Raw genomic sequence first — 17,348 nt, forward strand, 5'->3', positions numbered from 1 at the left:
CATCCAAGAGCCGACATCGATCAATGGCCCGACCATTGGGCCCGCTGCCCGAGGATGGGACGCCCGGCCCTCCTTCTTCGGAGCCGTCTGCGGAGGAGGGGTGTCCGGAGCTTCCGAATTGCCTTTATGGGTGGAGTTTGGTGGCTTTCGGTGCTTGAGAAATGGCGATGTCATCTCGGTATTCGATGCGGTTTCTGGGTTGTGGCGGGTGAAATTGGGACCATGGAAGCGGTCGGGGTCGATCTCGCTGCGGCGTCCACCATGGAATTGGTGAACGCGGCCTCGGCGATCGCCGCTGAACTCGCCTCCCGGGCCGTCCCCGACTCGGCAGCGGCCTGCCTGGAGCTGGCCGAGGGGCTCGCCGCCGCCGGTGATCTGCAGGAGGCCGCTCTGGTCGGCCTCATCGGCGTGGTCGATGGCGCTCGGGAGGTGCAGCGGTGGGGTTTTCCCTCCACGCGGTCCTGGCTGCGGTCCCGCCTGGGCATGCGCGAGACCCGCGCCAAAGAGCGGTTGACCGTGGCCCGCCAGCGCCACCGTTTGGCGGAGGTGACGCGGCGGTGGGCCGCCGGTGAACTGTCGGCCGGGTACGCCGCCACCATCGCCGAAGCGACCGCCCGCCTTGGCGGCCACGACTGCGCCACAGCCGAGACCACCCTGCTCGGCATGGTCGACCAGGGCTTCTCCGCTGGAAAGGTCGCTTCGTTCGGTCGCCGGATTCGTGACGTGATCGCCGAACGCGACGGGCGCGAGAAGGCCCCCGAGGACGTGGCGCGGGGGTATGAGCGGTCGTGGATCGACTCGACACGCTCACTGGACGGCGGCCGCTACATCAAGGGCCGGCTCAACGCCGAAGACGCCGCGCTCTGGGACGGTACCCTCGCGCCCTTGGCCAAGCCCGCCGGAACCGACGACCCCCGCGACCTACCGGAACGCACCGCCGCCGCACTCACCGCAGTCCTGTCGGACGGGCACAGGGCCACCAAGGTCACCGTCATCTGCGACCTGGATACCCTGACGGGCGGCACCGCTCCGGCGCGACTGACCGATGGGACGCCGATCCCGGCAGAGCAGGCCCGGCGCATCGCGCTGGCCGCCGGAGTCTCGCCCCTGCTGCTGGGACGCGGGAACCTGCCGCTCTACCTGGGCCACCGGGTCCGGTTCGCCACGGCCGCGCAGCGCCAGGTCCTCGAAAGTCTGTATCCGACCTGCGCCGTCCATGAATGCGAGGTGCCCGGGACGCTGTGCGAGGTTGATCATGTCTACGGCTGGGCCCTCGGCCGCAGCCCCACCGACATCGACCGGCTCGCACTGTGTTGCGGATGGCATAACCGCTGGAAACATGCCAACGCGGAAAAGATCCACATCACCACTGGCCCTGACGGACGCCACACCTACCGGATCGCGGCACCGTCCGGCATGGTGTCCGTCCGCCCGCCACCCTGGCTCCAAGCCGCCTAGTTGTACACCTAGTACGGCAGCCGCAGTTCGCGATCTCGGGCTGGCGGAGTGACCGGCGATTGGGTCGCTATTGGTTGCCCGCCCTCTCGCGAGATTTCCCGAGCCCGGAACGATCTACCTGGTGGGCGCTGTCTCCCGTAGGGTTCGCGTCATGAACATGGTGCGTCAGGTGATCGTGTTCGACGCGGCCGATCTGCATGCCGAGAGCGCGTTCTGGGCCGGCGTTCTTGGCGGGCACGTCCTTGAGGACGCCGAGTGGCACAGCGTCATCGACGCCGCTGGAGAGTGGCGGATAGGCGTGCAACTGGCGCCGAACCATGTTCCGCCTGACTGGCCGCATGGGATTCCCCAGCAGGTGCATCTCGATCTGCACGTCGACGACCCGCGAGCCGCGCACGACGAAGTGATGGCGTTGGGCGCCCGGCTGCTCCAAGCAGCTGCTGATTTCGATGCTGACGAGGGTCACCAGGTGTATGCGGACCCGGCCGGGCATCCGTTCTGCGTCGGTTGGGGACACCCGTCCCAAGAGGCGCTCGCGGCGTTCGTCAGCAGCCGCCTGGGGCAGTGAGAGCCAGGCCAAGGCGCGTGGTGTGAGGCGGTGCCGCCAGGGGTGGTGGGGCTGGTGGTAGCGGGCGTGCAGGCGGCGGATCGACCTCCACCCCCACCATGATCACGGTCCACGCGAGCTCACGGCCGGGCGGTAACCGAACCGGGATCACTAACTGCGGCTGCCGTACTAGCCACCGGCCGCCGCCTCGATCGGTCGCCACCTCGCTTACCTAGAAGCCCATCCGCCTGACTTCTCCCCACCCACCCCAGCGATTCAGGTGGGTATGGGGGGTTCGGTGAAGTCGTGGCGGGTGAGGGCCGATGCCCGCGCCATGGCATCCGGCGGCCGACGCCTTGCAGCGTCGGCAGCGCCGTCTTCTCCTCCGCCGGAACTCAGGCAGCAGTCACTCGGCGCGCCGCGTGTCGCCGGAAGCGAGCTGGCGGGAGCCTCGCGGAAGGTCATATCGCCGTCGTCGGGCTACACGGGGTCGTCCCTGCGAGCACGGTCCGGCCGCGCGGAGGGGTCTGGCCCGGCTCATGACGCGGTGGTCCGCAGGGCGTCTTCGATCTTGCGCAGCATCTCCGCCTCGGCCGGGGTCGGGGCGCCCGTGTTGGCGTTCCCGGCGGACTCGGCGATCATCCGCATCGTGCGGCGGAAGTTCTCGCCCTCGCCGTCCTGGACCCGGTCGAGTATCCGCACCGATCTGGTGAGTGCGGGCAGGACCGTCTTGGCGATCTCGGCCACGCTGCCCTTGAACGGCAGCCTGGGGGGCTTTTCGGCCAGGACCTCGCCGGTGAGGCCGGTCGCGGTGGACATCGCCTTCGCCGCGGCGATCCCGGCCCGGGGGGAGGTGAGAGCGCCGGGCACGCTGGAGGCCATCAGCGCGACGACGCCGTGCGCCGCCACCTGGATCCTGAACCTGTCTTCGGGGCTGAGCCTGCTGGACATCGTTTCTCCTTTCGTGTGCGACCTGGGGGGACGCGGGGAGGCGGGCGGTCAGTCGGCCGCGTTCGGAGCGGTGACGGTCGGCCTGGCGTGGGGAAGCAGAAGGCCGGCCAGGGTGGCGAGCAGGCCGAGGGCGACCACGATCCATGCGGCGACGCCGAAGGCGTCGCCCAGGTCGCGGCTGGAGGAGACCGAGTCGAAGAACGCCGTCCCGACGATCGCGATGCCGAGCGCCCCGCCGACCTGCTGGAACGTCGAGAGCGTGCCGGAGGCGGACCCGGCGTCGTCGGTGGGGACCGCGGCCAGGACGACATCGGTCAGCGGGACCAGGACGAGGCCCAGCCCGGCGCCGGCGACGGCCATCGGCCCGATGAGCCCTGCCACGCTCGGGTGGGAACCGCCGGCGACGACCTCGATCGACCATGCGGCACCGATCGACTGCAGCAGTGCGCCGATGCCGACCAGCGTCCTGCCGGCCTTGGCGACCAGAGCGGCGGCGGCCCCGCTGGTGATCGCGGCCGCGATGCTGAACGGGAGGACCACGAGCCCGGCCTGCCAGGCGGAGAAGCCGAAGCCCGACTGCACGGTGATGCTCAGGACGAACAGGAACCCGATCACGCTGGCCTGGAAGGAGAGCTGAACGGTCAGCCCGGCGCTGAATCCGCGGTCGCCGAACAGGCGGAGCGGCAACAGCAGGGCACGCCCGCCGCGGGCCCGGCCTCGTTCGTGGAGAACGAACGCGGCGAGCAGGACCGGTGCGAGCGCGAACAGGCCCACCGTCCACCAGGGCCACCCCGCCTGGCGGCCCTCGATGAGCGGATAGACCAGGGCCACCACGCCCCCGGCGGCGAGCACCGTGCCGAGGACGTCCAGCGAGAGCGGATGGTCGGCCTTCGTCTGCGGGACGAGAGTGAAGGCGCCGATCAGCACGAGGACACCGACCGGGACGTTGACGAGGAAGATCGTCCGCCATCCGAGGCCGAACACGTCGCCGGACACGAACGCGCCGCCCAGCAGCGGCCCGGCGACCGCCGCCAGGCCGGTGACCGCTCCCGCGATCCCGTACACGCCCGCCCGCTCCTCGGGCGGGTACAGGGCCTGCACGGTGCCGAGCACCTGCGGCACCATCGCTCCCGCGAACAGGCCCTGCGCGAGCCGAACCACGACCAGTTCGGTGCCCGAAGAGGAGAGCCCGGCCCACAACGACGCCAGCGTGAACCCGGCCGCGCCGACCATGAACACGGTGCGCCGGCCGAACATGTCGCCCAGCCGCCCACCCGCGATCAGCATGGCGGCGAAGGTCAGCACGTAGCCCGACACGACCCACTCCAGTTGCGCCGCGGTGGTGTGCAGCGAGCGCTCCATCGAGGGAAGGGCGACGTTGACGATGGTGTTGTCCATCAGGTCCATGAACGACGCCAGCAGCAGCACCACCACTGCCGCCGTCCGGCCGCGTTCCGAGAAGCTTCCCACCGCGCCGCCTCCAACTAGAATCGACGTGCGACTTTCCCATCGTGGGTTAGTTGCGTACTGCGATTATCCCACGATGGGACGATACTGCCAAGGGGGTCCGATGGCGAGTTCACATGGCGACCGCATCCAGCGCGCGTTCCAGGTGGCCTTGGTGAACGCGGTGCTGGGCAACGACCGCATCGCCAGAGAGTCCGGGCTGGTGGTCACCGACACCCAGGCCCTGCACCTGCTCGTGCTGCGCGACGACATCCGCAACGCCAAGCAGCTCAGCGACGCCACCGGCATCTCCACCAGCACCGTCAGCCGGGTGATCGACCGCCTGGAGCGTGCCGGATACGTTCGCCGCGTCCCGGATCCCGAGGACCGGCGCAGCGCGCGGCTCGAACTCGAAATGACCAAGGTCCAGCCGCTGGTCGACCGGTACGCCGAGTACGTCAGCCACCTGGAGAAGGTCAACGCCGGCTACACCGACGACCAGCTCGACCTCATCGCCGGCTACCTCGAAAAGACCAACGGCCTGTTCTGAGCGAGTGCTCTGGGCCCGCCGCCGGTGCGCGGGAGATGCAGCGGCTGCTCACCGTGGAGCCGTCGCTGGACGTGGTGTTCGCCGCGTCCGACAGCTTGGCCTCCGTCGGGTTCGAGGACGCGGGTGCGGAGCTGCGTTCCCACCCGGGGCCCCCGACGTGCACCAGCCACGGAGGCGATGGGCAGGCGGTCGGCCGAGCTCCTGCTCGGCCGGATCCACGGCGGGCCGGTCGCGGACACGCCGCTCATTGCGAGACCCGCCCGATCGTCCGCGCGTCGTCCTGACGGCCCCCGCGACCCCGGGCTCGGGGTACGCCGAGTACGTCAGTCATCTGGGGAACGTCATCGCCGGCTGACTGCGCGACCTGCTGCCTCCGGGGCATCCCGCGCTGGACGACCTGGTGACGGTCGGGAGCGAGACCGTCCGCAACGCCATCACCCGCACGGCCTCAGGCAAGGGCGGACGGGTGACGGTCAGCCTGCTCGGCGGCGACTTCTGCCTGCTGGAGGTAGCCGATGACGGCGCGCGGCGTGCGGCCGCGGGCTCCGGGTCGTGGACGCCCTGGCCGACGCATGGGGTACCGGACGGACGGCCATCGCACCATCGTGTGGGCGGGGTTCTCTTCACCGTGCGGAATCCTGCCCGCAAACACCGACAGGGGGTTGTCGCGAGGCTCCGGGACGCTCGTGCCAGCGTTCGAAGGAGGAGATCGATGAGCGTTCCCGCGTTCAACACCGTCACGTGGTTCCAGGTCGGGACGGACGCGCCGGAGGAGGCGCGCCGCTTCTACGGCGACATGTTCGGCTGGCAGTTCGCGCTCGACCCGGACGCGGACGGCTACGACCTGGTCAGCTACCCGGGTGCCGATATGCCGAGCGGCGGCATCTCGCATGAGCCGGACGCGTCCCGCAACCACGCGATGTTCCTCGTGCTGGTCGAGGACGTGGAGGCCGCCTGCGAGCAGACGGTCAAGCACGGGGGCAAGGTCGCCATGCCGGCGCTGACCACGAGCAACGGCCTCAAGTTCGCCTACCTCCAGGACCCGTCCGGCAACACGTTCGGCGTGTTCACGCCCCCGGCGTCCTGAATGCGAAGGGCCCCGAGGCGAACCTCGGGGCCCTTCCGGTGATCGCGGCCTACACCTCCGCAATCACCGCTCTCGGCCGGACCTCAACCCGCGCACAGCCGGGCGGCCGGAAGGCGCTCCAGCGCCCGTAGGTCGCACGGCCCGCCGAGCCGGCCGGCCGCAGCGACACTTCGCGAACCCGCACGGTCACGCACATCCGCAGCGTGGCGTGAGGATCGACCGGCTCGTGACGGGGGTCCGGGGGTCGCCCCCAGGTGGATCACGCGTCCCCGCCGCTGTTGCTCTCGGCGCTTCCGACGCCGCCCGCGAAGACCTCGCTGACGGAGGCGTTCAGGCGGTAGCGGTCGATCGCCTGGGCCAGGGTCTCGGGCTTGACCTCGCCGTTCCTGGCCAGCCGGGTCAGGACCGCGAGGACGATCGACGCGGCGTCCACGTGGAAGAAGCGGCGGGCGGCGGCGCGGGTGTCGGAGAAGCCGAAACCGTCGGTGCCGAGCGCGGTGAAGTCCGCGTGCACCCACGGGGCGATCTGGTCGGGTACGGCGCGGGTGAAGTCCGATACCGCCACGATCGGCCCGGCGACGTTGTCGAGCGTCCGGGTGACGTACGGGACGCGCTGCTCGGCGTCGGGGTTCAGCAGGTTCCACTCGTCGCACGCGCGGGCCTCGCGGGCCAGCTCGTTCCACGAGGTCGCCGACCACACGTCCGCCGCGACGCCCCAGTCCTCGGCGAGGAGGCGCTGCGCCTCCAGCGCCCACCGGCCGCCGACGCCGGACGTGAGGATCTGCGCGCGCGGCGCCTCCCCGTTGCCGGTCTCGGCCGCCTGGTACCGGTACAGGCCCTTGAGGAGGCCGTCGACGTCGAGGTCTTCCGGCTCGGCGGGCTGCTGGTACGGCTCGTTGTAGACGGTGAGGTAGTAGAAGACGTCCTCGCCGTTCGGGTGCCCCTCGGACGTCCCGTACATGCGGCGCAGCGCGTCCCGCACGATGTGGCCCAGCTCGAACGCCCACGTCGGGTCGTAGTGGACGCAGGCCGGGTTGGAGGCCGCGAGCAGCGGGGAGTGGCCGTCGGCGTGCTGGAGGCCCTCGCCGGTCAGCGTGGTGCGGCCCGCGGTGGCGCCGAGCAGGAACCCGCGGCCCATCTGGTCGCCGAGCGCCCACATCTGGTCGCCGGTCCGCTGGAACCCGAACATCGAGTAGAAGATGTACACGGGGATCATGTGCTCGCCGTGCGTGGCGTACGCGGTGGCCGCCGCGATGGTGGACGCCATCGAGCCGGCCTCGCTGATGCCCTCATGCAGCATCTGGCCGCTTTCGGACTCCTTGTAGGAGAGGAGGAGCTTGCGGTCGACGGCATCGTAGGTCTGCCCGTGCGGTGAGTAGATCTTGGACGTGGGGAACAGCGAGTCCATGCCGAACGTGCGGTACTCGTCCGGGGCGATCGGCACGAACCGGGCGCCGATGTTCTCGTCCTTGATCAGGTCCTTGAGCAGCCGGACGAACGCCATGGTCGTGGCGACGTTCTGCTTGCCGGAGCCCTTCCTCATCTCGGCGTAGACGGGGTCGCCGGGCAGCTTGAGCGGCTTGGCGCGCACCACGCGCTTCGGCAGGAACCCGCCGAGCGCGGCGCGGCGTTCGCGCATGTACTGGATCTCGTCGGAGTCCTCGCCCGGGTGGTAGTAGGGCGGCAGCGGCTGTTCCAGCGCCGAGTCGGGGATGTCCAGGTAGAGGCGGTCCCGGAACTCCTTGAGTTCGGCCTTGGTGAGCTTCTTCATCTGGTGGGTGGCGTTGCGGGCCTCGAAGTCGGAGCCGAGCGTCCAGCCTTTGATGGTGTGGGCGAGGATCACGGTCGGCTGCCCGACGTGCTCGCGGGCCGACTTGAACGCCGCGTACACCTTGCGGTAGTCGTGCCCGCCGCGCGACAGCTTGCGCAGCTCGTCGTCCGACAGGTGCTGGACGATCTTGCGCAGCCGCGGGTCGGCGCCGAAGAACTTCTCCCGGATGTACTCGCCGGACTCGACGGAGAACGTCTGGAACTGCCCGTCGGGGGTGGTGTTCATCTGGTTGACGAGCACGCCGTCGACGTCCTGGGCGAGCAGCGGGTCCCAGTCGCGGCCCCAGATGACCTTGATGACGTTCCAACCGGCGCCGCGGAAGAACGACTCCAGCTCCTGGATGATCTTGCCGTTGCCGCGCACCGGGCCGTCCAGCTGCTGGAGGTTGCAGTTGACGACGAAGGTGAGGTTGTCGAGCTCCTCGCGGGCGGCGAGGCCGATCGCGCCGAGCGACTCCGGCTCGCCCATCTCGCCGTCGCCGAGGAACGCCCACACGTGCGAGCGGGACGTGTCCTTGATCTTCCGGTTGTAGAGGTACCGGTTGAACCGGGCCTGGTACACCGAGTTGATCGCGGTGAGGCCCATCGAGACCGTGGGGAACTCCCAGAAGTCCGGCATGAGGTGCGGGTGCGGGTAGGACGACAGTCCGCCGCCGGGATGCGACTTCTCCTGCCGGAACCCGTCGAGCCTGCTCTCGGGGAGCCGTCCCTCCAGGAAGGCGCGGGCGTAGATGCCGGGGGCCGCGTGCCCCTGGATGAACACCTGGTCGCCGGACTCGCCGTGGTCCTTGCCGCGGAAGAAGTGGTTGAAGCCCACCTCGTAGAGGGAGGCGGCGGAGGCGTAGGTGGCGATGTGCCCGCCCACACCGAGTTCGGGACGGTTCGCGCGCGACACCATGATCGCGGCGTTCCAGCGGATGTAGGCGCGGATGCGCCGTTCCACGTGCTCGTCGCCGGGGAACCACGGCTCGTGCTCCGGCGGGATGGTGTTGATGAAATCGGTGCTGCGCAGGCCGGGCACCCCGACCTGGAGCTCGCGGGCCCTCTCCAGGAGGCGGAGCATCACGTACCGCGCCCTGCCGCGGCCCTCGGTCTTGATGACCGTGTCCAGCGATTCCAGCCATTCCCGGGTTTCGTCCGGGTTGATGTCGGGCAGCTGGCTCGGCAGGCCGTCGCTGATGATCGAAAAGCGTTGACGTCCGGAAGCCACGGGGTCCCCTCTGTCCTTACCGTCTTTGCTGGTGAGACCCGTGGCCGCCGCGCGGGAGGCCACCGGTCCCCGGCAGACTGTCGGTCGCTCGTCTGGTGATCCCATCGTCGCCGTTTATGGCGGCTAACGCATCTCTACCAACCGGTAACCATTCGCCCCGGTCAGCCGGGGTGCCGGCCTCCGGACGCGTCCCTTTTTTCGGTCCCGGCGGGCGTTCCCCCGACCGGGTCCGGGGAACGTATGAGGCTGGGAGGAACGAGCACGAGATGCCCGGCACGGTCCGTCCCGGTGGCGGACGAACGAGCTTGGGGGTAAGTGATGAACGGACGAATCGGAGACCGGCTGCACGTTCACGGCGCCGTCGTGGGGCAGCCGGACCGGACGGGCGAGATCATCGAGGTGCGCGGCACGGACGGCGGCCCGCCGTACCTGGTCAGGTTCGACGACGGCCACGAGACCCTCGTCTACCCGGGGCCGGATGCGGTCATCGAGTCCCGGGAGCACCTCCCGCACTAGCCGAGCACCCGGCCCGTGGGCCCGTGCGGCGACCTCTGCGCGGCGACGCCCGTGCGATCCGCCCGGTCGTGCGGTGGGACCGTGCGATCAGCGCGTGCGATCAGCGCGTGCGGTCATCCCGCGCGGGCAGATCCGTGCGGGCAGATCCGTGCGGGAGCGGACGCGTCCGGGGCCGCGGATGGGGTAGACACGGGATCATGGAGAGCACCGTGGTCCGGGTGGCCACCGGTACGAGTGAGGTCGTGCACGACATCACGGCCGAATGCGAGAAGTTCGCCGCCTCGGCGGGCGGCGACGGGCTGCTGCACGTTTTCGTCCCGCACGCCACCGCCGGCGTGGCGATCATCGAGCTGGGGGCCGGCAGCGACGACGACCTGCTGGCCGCGCTGCGCGACCTGCTCCCCGCGGACGACCGCTGGAAGCACGCGCACGGAGCGAGGGGGCACGGGCGCTCGCACGTGCTGCCCGCCCTCGTCCCGCCGTTCGCGACCCTGCCGGTCGTCGGCGGGCGGCTCGCCCTCGGGACGTGGCAGTCGGTCGCCCTCGTCGACCTCAACGTGGACAATCCCGACCGGCAGGTCCGCCTGTCCTTTCTCGCGGGATGAGGGTCACGCTACGTGGAGTCCCGGTCACGCCGATCTGCGTATTCGGGCCAATGAGCCCACCAAAAGCCGGGAAGACACTTGCGCTAGGGGCCCTCACTTGTGTGGACTGTCCCGCAAACACCGCACAGGTGCGGGCGGGCCACCCGTCCCGGGGGGCTGGGAAAGACAGCACGGCACCGTGCGGACTGACGACAATGGGAGGACTTTCGTGAGCGCGACCGCGGGTCAGGCGCAGTCTGAGCGCAGCCTGGCCGAACGGCTCGGCCTCAAGGCGGGCCAGGTGGTGCAGGAGATCGGCTTCGACGACGACGTCGACGAGGAGCTTCGTCGATCCGTCGAGGAACTTACGGGGAACGAGCTGGTCGACGAGGACTACGAAGACGTGGTCGACATCGTGCTGCTGTGGTGGCGCGAGGAGGACGGCGACCTGTTCGAAGGCCTGACCGACGCCATGATCCCGCTCACCGGCGGCGGCAACATCTGGCTGCTGACGCCCAAGGCGGGCCGGGACGGGCACGTGGAGCCCAGCGACATCGGCGAGGCCGCGCAGACGGCCGGGCTCTCGCAGACCAGCAGCGTCAGCGCCGCCAAGGAGTGGTCAGGCACGCGGCTGGTCGCACCCAAGGTCCGCAAGTAGCCGGGGACGGTAGCCACGTGACCGTCGACGTGGGCGCCGAGGCGCCGGACTTCGAGCTGACGGACCAGCACGGCACCCCGGTGCGGCTGTCGGGGTTCCGCGGCGAGAATAACGTCCTTCTCGTCTTCTATCCGCTGGCGTTCAGCGGCGTGTGCACCGGGGAGCTGACCCTGCTCAGGGACGAGTTCCGGAGTGCCGGCGGTGGCGGTGACGCCGGCGGTGACGGCGGTGTGCAGGTGCTCGCCGTCTCGGTCGACTCGATGTTCGCGCTGCGGGCCTGGTCGGACCGGGAGGGGTTCTGGTTCCCGCTGCTTTCGGACTTCTGGCCGCATGGCGGAACGGCACGGCGATACGGCGTTTTCGACGAGGCCAAGGGGCTGGCGCTGCGCGGCACCTTCGTCATCGACACCGAGGGCGTGGTCCGGTGGAAGGTCGTGAACGCGATCCCGGACGCACGCGACATCGACGAGTACCGCAAGGCGCTCGCCGGGCTCTGAGCGAAACGGACCGGTTCCGGCGCGTCCGAGACGGATGGCCGGAACCGGTCCCCGCACCTCTGGAGGTGTGATGCCCTGCTTCCGCTGCGGGGCGCGGCAGACCGATCCCGCGCGCGGCGCGAGCCCGTGGCGGCGCGGGGTCCGGGCGGACCACCAGGTTCTGGTCTGCCCCGGCTGCCAGGCCGCCCACGGCTGGGCGGACGACCTGGACCGCTGCTCGGCCTGCGGCTCGGCCGCCCTGGTGTGCCGGCTCGGCGAGGTCGAGTGCCGCGACTGCGGGCACACCCGCGACGCCGTCCGGGACGACCCCGGCGGTGTCGATCTGGTGCACTCCGTCGCGGAGCGTCCGGCCGCCGGCGCCGACCGGCCGTCCGACGGCGGCCTCTCGGAGGAGGTGGCGGCGGCGCTGTCGCGCGTCCTGAAGCGCGGCCCGGCCCACTGAAGCGCGGCCCGGCCCACTGACCCGCGCGCCTGCGCCACGGGCCGTGGCCTGTGGCCCGTGTCCGGCCGGGGTCGTCACGCAGTGTAACGGTGGTTCCGGGTTTTCGCGGGTTGACGTCCGGATTTGTCCACTGCAACGCTGCGCGGATGCCGATCGTGCTGATGCGCCTGGTCAACCGGATCACCGGGCGGTCCTGGCGCATGCCCGCGCTGGTGCTCGCCGCCGCCTTCCTGTCGGGCTGGCTGCTGATCGCGGTGTTCGAGGAGCCGGGCGCGGAGATCAAGCACCCGCTCGACTACGCCTGGTACTTCATCGTCAGCGGCACCACCACCGGGTACGGGGATCTGTCCCCGGCCACGACGGGCGGCCGGATCGGCGGCGTGATCATCGTCGTGGCGGGGCTCACCGCGGGGCTCGTGATGTTCGCCGAGCTGACGCTCTGGATGGGGAAGGGCAGGGCGATGATCGCCAACGGACGGGCGCAGTTGCACAAGCGGGGCCATGTCGTGGTCATCGGCTACGAGCGCGAGGCGCTGCGGGCCATCGTCAGCCAGCTGCGCGCCGACCCCCAGTTCGTGAAGACGCCCGTCGTCGCGCTCTTCTGGCCGGAGGAACTGCAGGGGGAGAACCCCGACCCCGGCCTCTACGACGTGGTCGCCAACGACGACACCGCGTACGAGCGGGCGTGCCTGCAGAGGGCCCGGACCGCCCTCGTGGTGGCGCGCTCCGACGACGAGACGGTGCGCGTGATGCTGGGCGTGTCGGCCTACCTGCGGCGCAACGGGGAGCCGCCCGTCCACCTGCTGGCGGGGCTGCGCGACGGCGGCCGCCGCGCGGAGATCACCGAGGCGCTGAGCCTGGTCAGCGCGGACATCGAGCCGGTCGACATCGACGACCCGGCGGTGGTGGCCGTCGCGATCCGCAACCCGGGCGTCGCCGCGATCTACCACAATCTGGCCAGCACGCTGGACACCGACGGCACCCTCTACCGCGTGGACGTCCCGGCGGACGCCGGGGAATGGTCCCGCGTCGATGTGGCGATCTTCCTGCTCCGGCGGGGCAGCACGCTGCTCGCGGTGGGGGAGTCGCACCGTCCGAACGCCCGGTTCCGGCTCACGGCCGCGCCGGACGAGATGATCCGCGGCGGCCAGTCGCTGGCCGTGGTCGCCCCCGACCGCCCGGTGATCCCGTGGGGGGAGCTCTGAGGAGTTGCCGGGAGGGCGCCCGCGCGCCTGCTTGGGCGCCCTCCCGGCTGCCGCCTGCGCGCGGCCCGAGGCACAGGTCCGAAGCCTCGGGGCCTCCCCGCGCGCACGCGGAGTTCAACCTCTCACGCCGCCTGGCGGTGGTCGGCGTCGAGCAGGTGGTACAGCAGCAGGAGCTGGGTGATCGCCAAGGGGTCGCTGGTGCCGGCGTCCCCGAGGCGGCCGAGCGCGTCCGGGGCCGGCAGCGCGGCGCCGGCGCGCGGGCCGAGGCGCTCCCAGATGGCCTTCTTGACGACCTGTGACTCCTCGGGCGAAACGTACCCGTGCACGTGCAGGGCGTCGACCGGGCGCCCGTCGGTGTCGCGGTGCAGCCGCAGGTGCATGGCGGTCTCGGCGTCGCCGGCGCCGCCGTCCAGGACGTCCGCGAGATCGGGGTGGTCGATCGTCGGGCGGAGCAGCAGTTCGGCGGACAGCGGCGTGCCGGGCGGGTCGAGGCGCCCGGCGACGGGCGCGAACCGGACGACGATGTCGGCGTGCTTGCGCTGCGGGCGGATGTAGGCGGCGCTCTCCGGTTCGCGGCGCGCCAGCTCGGCCATGACCTGATCGGGGCTGTAGCCGCGCTTGTCGCAGTCGCGGCGCACCTTCCAGGAGTGCCGCAGCGGCTCGGGCGGGTCGAGGTAGACGGTGATGTCGAAGCAGGCCCGCGCCATCCGGGTGTGCAGCGGCAGCAGGCCCTCGACGATCACGAAGTCGCGGGGCTCGACCAGTTCCGGCCGGACGAGCTCGCCGGTCGAGTGGTCGTAGACGGGTTTGAGGATCGGTTCGCCCATCGACAGCAGCTGGAGGTGCTGCTCCATGATGTCGACGTGGTTGCAGTCGGGGTGCAGCGCCGTGAACGGCTTGCCGGCCCGTTCGGAGCGGTCGTAGCGGTGGTAGTCGTCCACGCAGACCGCGGTCATCCGGTCGGCCCCCAGACACTGCACAAGCCCCCTGGTCAGGGTGGTCTTGCCCGCCGCGCTGTCCCCCGCGATGGCGAGCATGACGGGGCGCCGGCCGGCTCCGCGCGCCCGGAGCATATGCACGATCCGATGGGGCACCTTGCTCCTCCGTCCTGCGGAATTCAATTTTCGTACAGGAGAGTACGGGGGGTTCGGCGGGGGTTCGTCCCCCAATCAGGGGAGAGCGGGGGTGAAAAGCCGGAGGCGCTCTCCGCGGGGGGCTACTGATGAGTAGCTTCCGGTTGTTATCGTGCCGGGATGAGCGCCCCCGTACGCGTCGTCCTGGTCGACGACCACGAGATGATCCTCGCCGGGCTGCAGGCGATGCTGGCCGGGTTCGCCGGGCGCGTGCGCGTCGTCGGGCAGGCGGGGACGGGGGACGAGGCGGCCCGGCTGGTGACCGCGCTGCGCCCGGACGTCGTCCTGCTGGACGTGCGGCTCGGCCCGGAGAGCGGCCTCGACCTGTGCCGCCTGATCACCGGGCGGGTCCCCGAGGCGCGGGTCGTGTTCCTGTCGGTCTACGACGACGAGCAGTACGTCTTCGAGGCGCTGCGGGCCGGGGCCGGCGGCTACCTCCTCAAGCGGGTGGACGGCCCCGAACTCGTCCGGCGGCTGGAGGAGGTCGCCCGCGGCGAGACCGTCGTCGACTCGACGCTCGCCGGGCGGATGGCCGTCACCGCGGCCCGGCTGACCCGCGGCGAGTTCTGGCCGGGCGCCAACCGCGGCCTCACCCAGCGCGAGAGCGAGGTGCTGTCGCTGCTGGTCGGCGGCCTGTCGAACAAGGCGATCGCGGCGCGGCTCGTGCTGAGCGAGGAGACCGTGAAGAGCCACCTGCGCGCCCTCTACCGCAAGCTGGAGGTGACCGACCGGTCGGCGGCGATCGCGGTCGCGCTCCGCGAGGGCCTGTTCCGGTGACGTCCCCGCTGGAACTGCTCGCCGGCCGCGGCACCGACCTGCTCGTGCGCGTCGTGGCCGTGGCCTGCTCCGACCGCGAGCTGCCGCGGATGGCCGAGGAGCTGGCCGGGCTCGTCGTCCGGTCCGCGCGGGCGCTGACGTTCTGCGACGTGTACGTCCTGGACGAGGAGGAGCGCGCCCTCGAATGGTCGGGCCCGCCCGTCCCGCTGGGGGAGGGCGACGCGGGCTGGGTCGCCGCGCACGGCCGCGCCCGCCCGCACCCCGACGGGCGCGGCGCCGCGATCCCCGTGCACGGCGACGGCGGCGTGATCGCGGTCATGGACGTCCGGTCCGCCGGCCCCACGCCCCCCGAGGACCTCGCGCTCGTCACCGCCCTCGCCGGGCTGTTCGCGCCGGTGCTGTCGTCGTGCCGCCGGCTGCGCACCGCGCGCGAGCGCGAGCACGCGGCCGAGCGGTTCGCCGAGCGGGCCGTCGAGGCGCAGGAGGCGGAGCGGTCCCGGCTGAGCCGCGAGATCCACGACGGCATCGCGCAGCGGCTCGCCAGCCTCGGCTTCCACCTGTCGGCCGCCGAGCGGGCGCTGCCCGAGCACCACCCGGAGGCGCTGGCGCAGATCATGATGGCGCGGCGGCTGTGCGAGCTGTCCGCCGCCGAGACGCGCGCGGCGATCGGGGGGCTGCGCCCGCCCGTCCTGGACGACCTGGGCCTGTCGGCGGCGCTCGCCACCCTCGCCCGGGAGGCCGGCGACGGGCCCGGCCCGTCCGGCGCGATCGACGTGACGGTGACCGTCGAGGGCGAGCTGGAGGACGAGCTGCCCGACCACGTGCAGACCGCCCTGTACCGGATCGCGCAGGAGGCGGTGGGGAACACCCTGCGGCACGCGTCCGCGACCTGCGTCGACCTGCTGCTGGAGCACTCCCTCGACCGTGTCCGGCTGCGGGTCGCCGACGACGGGACCGGGTTCTCCGTCCGGGACGTCCTCGCCGGGGGCCTGGTCAAGGGGGTGCGCCCCGACTGCTACGGGCTGCGCGGCATGCGGGAGCGCGCCGAGCTGCTCGGCGGGCGCGTCGCGGTGAAGAGCAGGCCCGGCGCCGGGACGATCGTGGAGGCCGTCATCCCGATCCCCGGGCACCGCCGCGTCAGCGCGAGTCGAGCACCCGGAAGGTGATGCCGGCCTTGACGAGCCGGTCGATCAGCGCGTCGCCCATCGCGGTCGCGGTCGTGACCTGCCCGGACGTCGCGGGAAGGTCGTCGTGGGCCAGGCACAGCGCCGACTCGGCGAGCATCTTGGCCGTCTCGCCGTAGCCGGGGTCGCCGCCCGCGACCTCGGTGACGACGCGCCGGCCGCCGCCCTCGCCCACGAACTTGACGCTGAACCAGTTGCGGGCGCGCCGCTCCGGCGACGGGCCCTCGCCGGGCGCGCGGAGCCGGAGCAGGAGGCTGCGGGTCGGCGGCAGCGCGGCGAGGGCGAACACGGCGCCCGAGCCGGCCGCCAGCGCGCCCGCGGTGGCGAGGTGCTTGACGGCGAGGTAGTGGCCGTAGGAGAAGTCGGGGCCGTAGCGGTCGAGGGCCGCCGCCGACCGGGCGACGATCTGCGGGTCGATGGTGGGGAGCGGCAGCGTCCAGCCGTCCCCGACCCGGGCCTTCGGCGCGGGGCCGCGCGCGATGCGCACCCTGCGGCCGGCGGGTCGCTCCTCCAGGGCGCGGCGCTCGCGCTCGGCGCGCCTCATGCCCGCGGGGTCCCCGAAGATCCCGATGAACGAGTGCAGAGTGCCGCCGGACGCGTCCGCGCGGATCCGCAGGAACCCTTCGACGTGCAGCGGGACGCCCTCGGGAAGCTGCTTGACCGTGAAGTAGGCGCCGAGGTCGTGGGGGATCGAGTCGAACCCGCAGGCGTGCACGATCCGCGCCCCGCTGCGCACCGCTTCCTGGTGGTACTTCACGTACATGCGGTCGACGAACGTGGGCTCGCCGGTGAGGTCGACGTAGTCGGTTCCGGCACGCGCGCACGCCGCGACCAGGGGCTCGCCGTGCTGGACGTAGGGGCCGACCGTGGTGATGACGACGCGCGCCGATCCGGCGATGGCGTCGATCGAGGCGGTGTCGGCGGTGTCGGCCTGCAGCAGCGGCAGGTCGGCGCAGGCCGGATCGATCGCCGCCAGCCGGTCGCGGACGGCCGTGAGCTTGGCCCGGTTGCGTCCGGCGAGCGCCCAGCGCGTCCCCGTGGCGGCGTGTTCCGCCAGGTACTCGGCGGTGAGGCCGCCGGTGAATCCGGTGGCGCCGAACAGGACGATGTCGTACGGGCGAGCAGGATCGTGTGGGCGAGCAGGGTCGTGTGGGCGAGCAGGGTCGTACGAGCGGTCGGCGGTCATGATGCCCCTCTCCACGGTTCCGAACTCGATTCTGTCGCGTGTTCGCGACCCGAAACGCACGGTGGACCGCCGATGTGAGGGACCGCA

Annotated in this window: 17 protein-coding genes; 12 read left to right on the top strand and 5 right to left on the bottom strand. The window is 71.6% G+C overall.

Going from position 1 to position 17,348, the window contains the following annotated elements:
- Window positions 1-222: 222 nt before the first annotated feature.
- Entirely contained in the window at window positions 223-1,458 is a 1,236-nt protein-coding gene (locus tag SM611_RS34230; protein WP_371954480.1) for an HNH endonuclease signature motif containing protein, read from the top strand.
- Between the two features lie 151 nt (window positions 1,459-1,609).
- The gene (locus tag SM611_RS34235; protein WP_371954481.1) at window positions 1,610-2,026 is read left to right on the top strand and encodes a VOC family protein; all 417 of its coding nucleotides are present in this window, start codon (window positions 1,610-1,612) and stop codon (window positions 2,024-2,026) included.
- Window positions 2,027-2,542: 516 nt separating this feature from the next.
- Here SM611_RS34235 and SM611_RS34240 read toward each other — a convergent pair.
- Together SM611_RS34240 and SM611_RS34245 are read right to left on the bottom strand one after the other, a co-directional pair.
- Entirely contained in the window at window positions 2,543-2,956 is a 414-nt protein-coding gene (locus tag SM611_RS34240) for a hypothetical protein (RefSeq protein ID WP_371954482.1), read from the bottom strand.
- A gap of 48 nt (window positions 2,957-3,004) precedes the next feature.
- Entirely contained in the window at window positions 3,005-4,426 is a 1,422-nt protein-coding gene (locus tag SM611_RS34245; protein WP_371954483.1) for an MFS transporter, read from the bottom strand.
- 100 nt (window positions 4,427-4,526) lie between these two features.
- Here SM611_RS34245 and SM611_RS34250 point away from each other — a divergent pair, with 100 nt between their 5' ends.
- Both SM611_RS34250 and SM611_RS34255 read left to right on the top strand, forming a co-directional pair.
- Window positions 4,527-4,952: a MarR family winged helix-turn-helix transcriptional regulator gene (locus tag SM611_RS34250; protein WP_371954484.1), complete on the top strand. Its 426-nt coding sequence runs from the start codon at window positions 4,527-4,529 to the stop codon at window positions 4,950-4,952.
- A 712-nt stretch (window positions 4,953-5,664) separates the two neighbouring features.
- The gene (locus SM611_RS34255) at window positions 5,665-6,039 is read left to right on the top strand and encodes a VOC family protein (protein WP_371954485.1); all 375 of its coding nucleotides are present in this window, start codon (window positions 5,665-5,667) and stop codon (window positions 6,037-6,039) included.
- A 259-nt stretch (window positions 6,040-6,298) separates the two neighbouring features.
- On the opposite strand, the gene aceE is transcribed toward SM611_RS34255, so the two are convergent.
- Window positions 6,299-9,079: a pyruvate dehydrogenase (acetyl-transferring), homodimeric type gene (aceE, locus tag SM611_RS34260; RefSeq protein ID WP_371954486.1), complete on the bottom strand. Its 2,781-nt coding sequence runs from the start codon at window positions 9,077-9,079 to the stop codon at window positions 6,299-6,301.
- A gap of 318 nt (window positions 9,080-9,397) precedes the next feature.
- Between aceE and SM611_RS34265 the strand changes: the two genes are divergently transcribed.
- The 6 genes from SM611_RS34265 (at window position 9,398) to SM611_RS34290 (ending at window position 12,981) form a co-directional block, all read left to right on the top strand.
- Window positions 9,398-9,595, top strand: a complete 198-nt coding sequence (locus tag SM611_RS34265) for a DUF1918 domain-containing protein (protein WP_371954487.1) — start codon at window positions 9,398-9,400, stop codon at window positions 9,593-9,595.
- 197 nt (window positions 9,596-9,792) lie between these two features.
- Window positions 9,793-10,200, top strand: coding sequence for a YjbQ family protein (locus tag SM611_RS34270; RefSeq protein ID WP_371954488.1), 408 nt, complete (start codon window positions 9,793-9,795; stop codon window positions 10,198-10,200).
- A 208-nt stretch (window positions 10,201-10,408) separates the two neighbouring features.
- On the top strand, window positions 10,409-10,837 hold the full coding sequence (locus tag SM611_RS34275) for a DUF3052 domain-containing protein (RefSeq protein WP_371954489.1): 429 nt from the start codon (window positions 10,409-10,411) through the stop codon (window positions 10,835-10,837).
- A gap of 17 nt (window positions 10,838-10,854) precedes the next feature.
- Window positions 10,855-11,334 carry a peroxiredoxin gene (locus SM611_RS34280; RefSeq protein ID WP_371954490.1) on the top strand — a complete coding sequence of 160 codons (480 nt, stop codon included), beginning with the start codon at window positions 10,855-10,857 and terminating at the stop codon, window positions 11,332-11,334.
- A gap of 70 nt (window positions 11,335-11,404) precedes the next feature.
- The gene (locus SM611_RS34285) at window positions 11,405-11,776 is read left to right on the top strand and encodes a hypothetical protein (protein ID WP_371954491.1); all 372 of its coding nucleotides are present in this window, start codon (window positions 11,405-11,407) and stop codon (window positions 11,774-11,776) included.
- Window positions 11,777-11,922: 146 nt separating this feature from the next.
- Entirely contained in the window at window positions 11,923-12,981 is a 1,059-nt protein-coding gene (locus tag SM611_RS34290; protein WP_371954492.1) for a potassium channel family protein, read from the top strand.
- A 122-nt stretch (window positions 12,982-13,103) separates the two neighbouring features.
- Here the strand turns inward: SM611_RS34290 and SM611_RS34295 are convergent, their stop codons facing one another.
- The gene (locus SM611_RS34295) at window positions 13,104-14,054 is read right to left on the bottom strand and encodes a phosphoribulokinase (protein ID WP_371954493.1); all 951 of its coding nucleotides are present in this window, start codon (window positions 14,052-14,054) and stop codon (window positions 13,104-13,106) included.
- 180 nt (window positions 14,055-14,234) lie between these two features.
- Between SM611_RS34295 and SM611_RS34300 the strand changes: the two genes are divergently transcribed.
- Window positions 14,235-14,891, top strand: a complete 657-nt coding sequence (locus SM611_RS34300; RefSeq protein WP_371954494.1) for a response regulator — start codon at window positions 14,235-14,237, stop codon at window positions 14,889-14,891.
- Window positions 14,888-16,057 carry a GAF domain-containing sensor histidine kinase gene (locus tag SM611_RS34305; protein ID WP_371954495.1) on the top strand — a complete coding sequence of 390 codons (1,170 nt, stop codon included), beginning with the start codon at window positions 14,888-14,890 and terminating at the stop codon, window positions 16,055-16,057. Before SM611_RS34300 ends, SM611_RS34305 begins: the two co-directional genes overlap by 4 nt.
- On the opposite strand, the gene SM611_RS34310 is transcribed toward SM611_RS34305, so the two are convergent.
- A complete protein-coding gene (locus SM611_RS34310) occupies window positions 16,029-17,261 on the bottom strand; it encodes a saccharopine dehydrogenase family protein (protein WP_371954496.1) in 1,233 nt (410 codons plus the stop codon). The two genes, SM611_RS34305 and SM611_RS34310, sit on opposite strands and share 29 nt — an antisense overlap.
- Between the last annotated feature and the right edge of the window lie 87 nt (window positions 17,262-17,348).

The sequence above is a fragment of the Actinomadura monticuli genome, assembly GCF_041463655.1.
GTDB classification, from domain to species: Bacteria; Actinomycetota; Actinomycetes; order Streptosporangiales; family Streptosporangiaceae; genus Spirillospora; species Spirillospora monticuli.

What these genes read in the sequence shown, in the direction of transcription:
- SM611_RS34230 (WP_371954480.1), top strand. Translation starts at nt 223, where the DNA reads ATGGAAGCGGTCGGGGTCGATCTCGCTGCGGCGTCCACCATGGAATTG.
- SM611_RS34235 (WP_371954481.1), top strand. Translation starts at nt 1,610, where the DNA reads ATGAACATGGTGCGTCAGGTGATCGTGTTCGACGCGGCCGATCTGCAT.
- SM611_RS34240 (WP_371954482.1), bottom strand. Translation starts at nt 2,956, where the DNA reads ATGTCCAGCAGGCTCAGCCCCGAAGACAGGTTCAGGATCCAGGTGGCG.
- SM611_RS34250 (WP_371954484.1), top strand. Translation starts at nt 4,527, where the DNA reads ATGGCGAGTTCACATGGCGACCGCATCCAGCGCGCGTTCCAGGTGGCC.
- SM611_RS34255 (WP_371954485.1), top strand. Translation starts at nt 5,665, where the DNA reads ATGAGCGTTCCCGCGTTCAACACCGTCACGTGGTTCCAGGTCGGGACG.
- SM611_RS34265 (WP_371954487.1), top strand. Translation starts at nt 9,398, where the DNA reads ATGAACGGACGAATCGGAGACCGGCTGCACGTTCACGGCGCCGTCGTG.
- SM611_RS34270 (WP_371954488.1), top strand. Translation starts at nt 9,793, where the DNA reads ATGGAGAGCACCGTGGTCCGGGTGGCCACCGGTACGAGTGAGGTCGTG.
- SM611_RS34285 (WP_371954491.1), top strand. Translation starts at nt 11,405, where the DNA reads ATGCCCTGCTTCCGCTGCGGGGCGCGGCAGACCGATCCCGCGCGCGGC.
- SM611_RS34290 (WP_371954492.1), top strand. Translation starts at nt 11,923, where the DNA reads ATGCCGATCGTGCTGATGCGCCTGGTCAACCGGATCACCGGGCGGTCC.
- SM611_RS34295 (WP_371954493.1), bottom strand. Translation starts at nt 14,054, where the DNA reads ATGCTCCGGGCGCGCGGAGCCGGCCGGCGCCCCGTCATGCTCGCCATC.
- SM611_RS34300 (WP_371954494.1), top strand. Translation starts at nt 14,235, where the DNA reads ATGAGCGCCCCCGTACGCGTCGTCCTGGTCGACGACCACGAGATGATC.
- SM611_RS34310 (WP_371954496.1), bottom strand. Translation starts at nt 17,261, where the DNA reads ATGACCGCCGACCGCTCGTACGACCCTGCTCGCCCACACGACCCTGCT.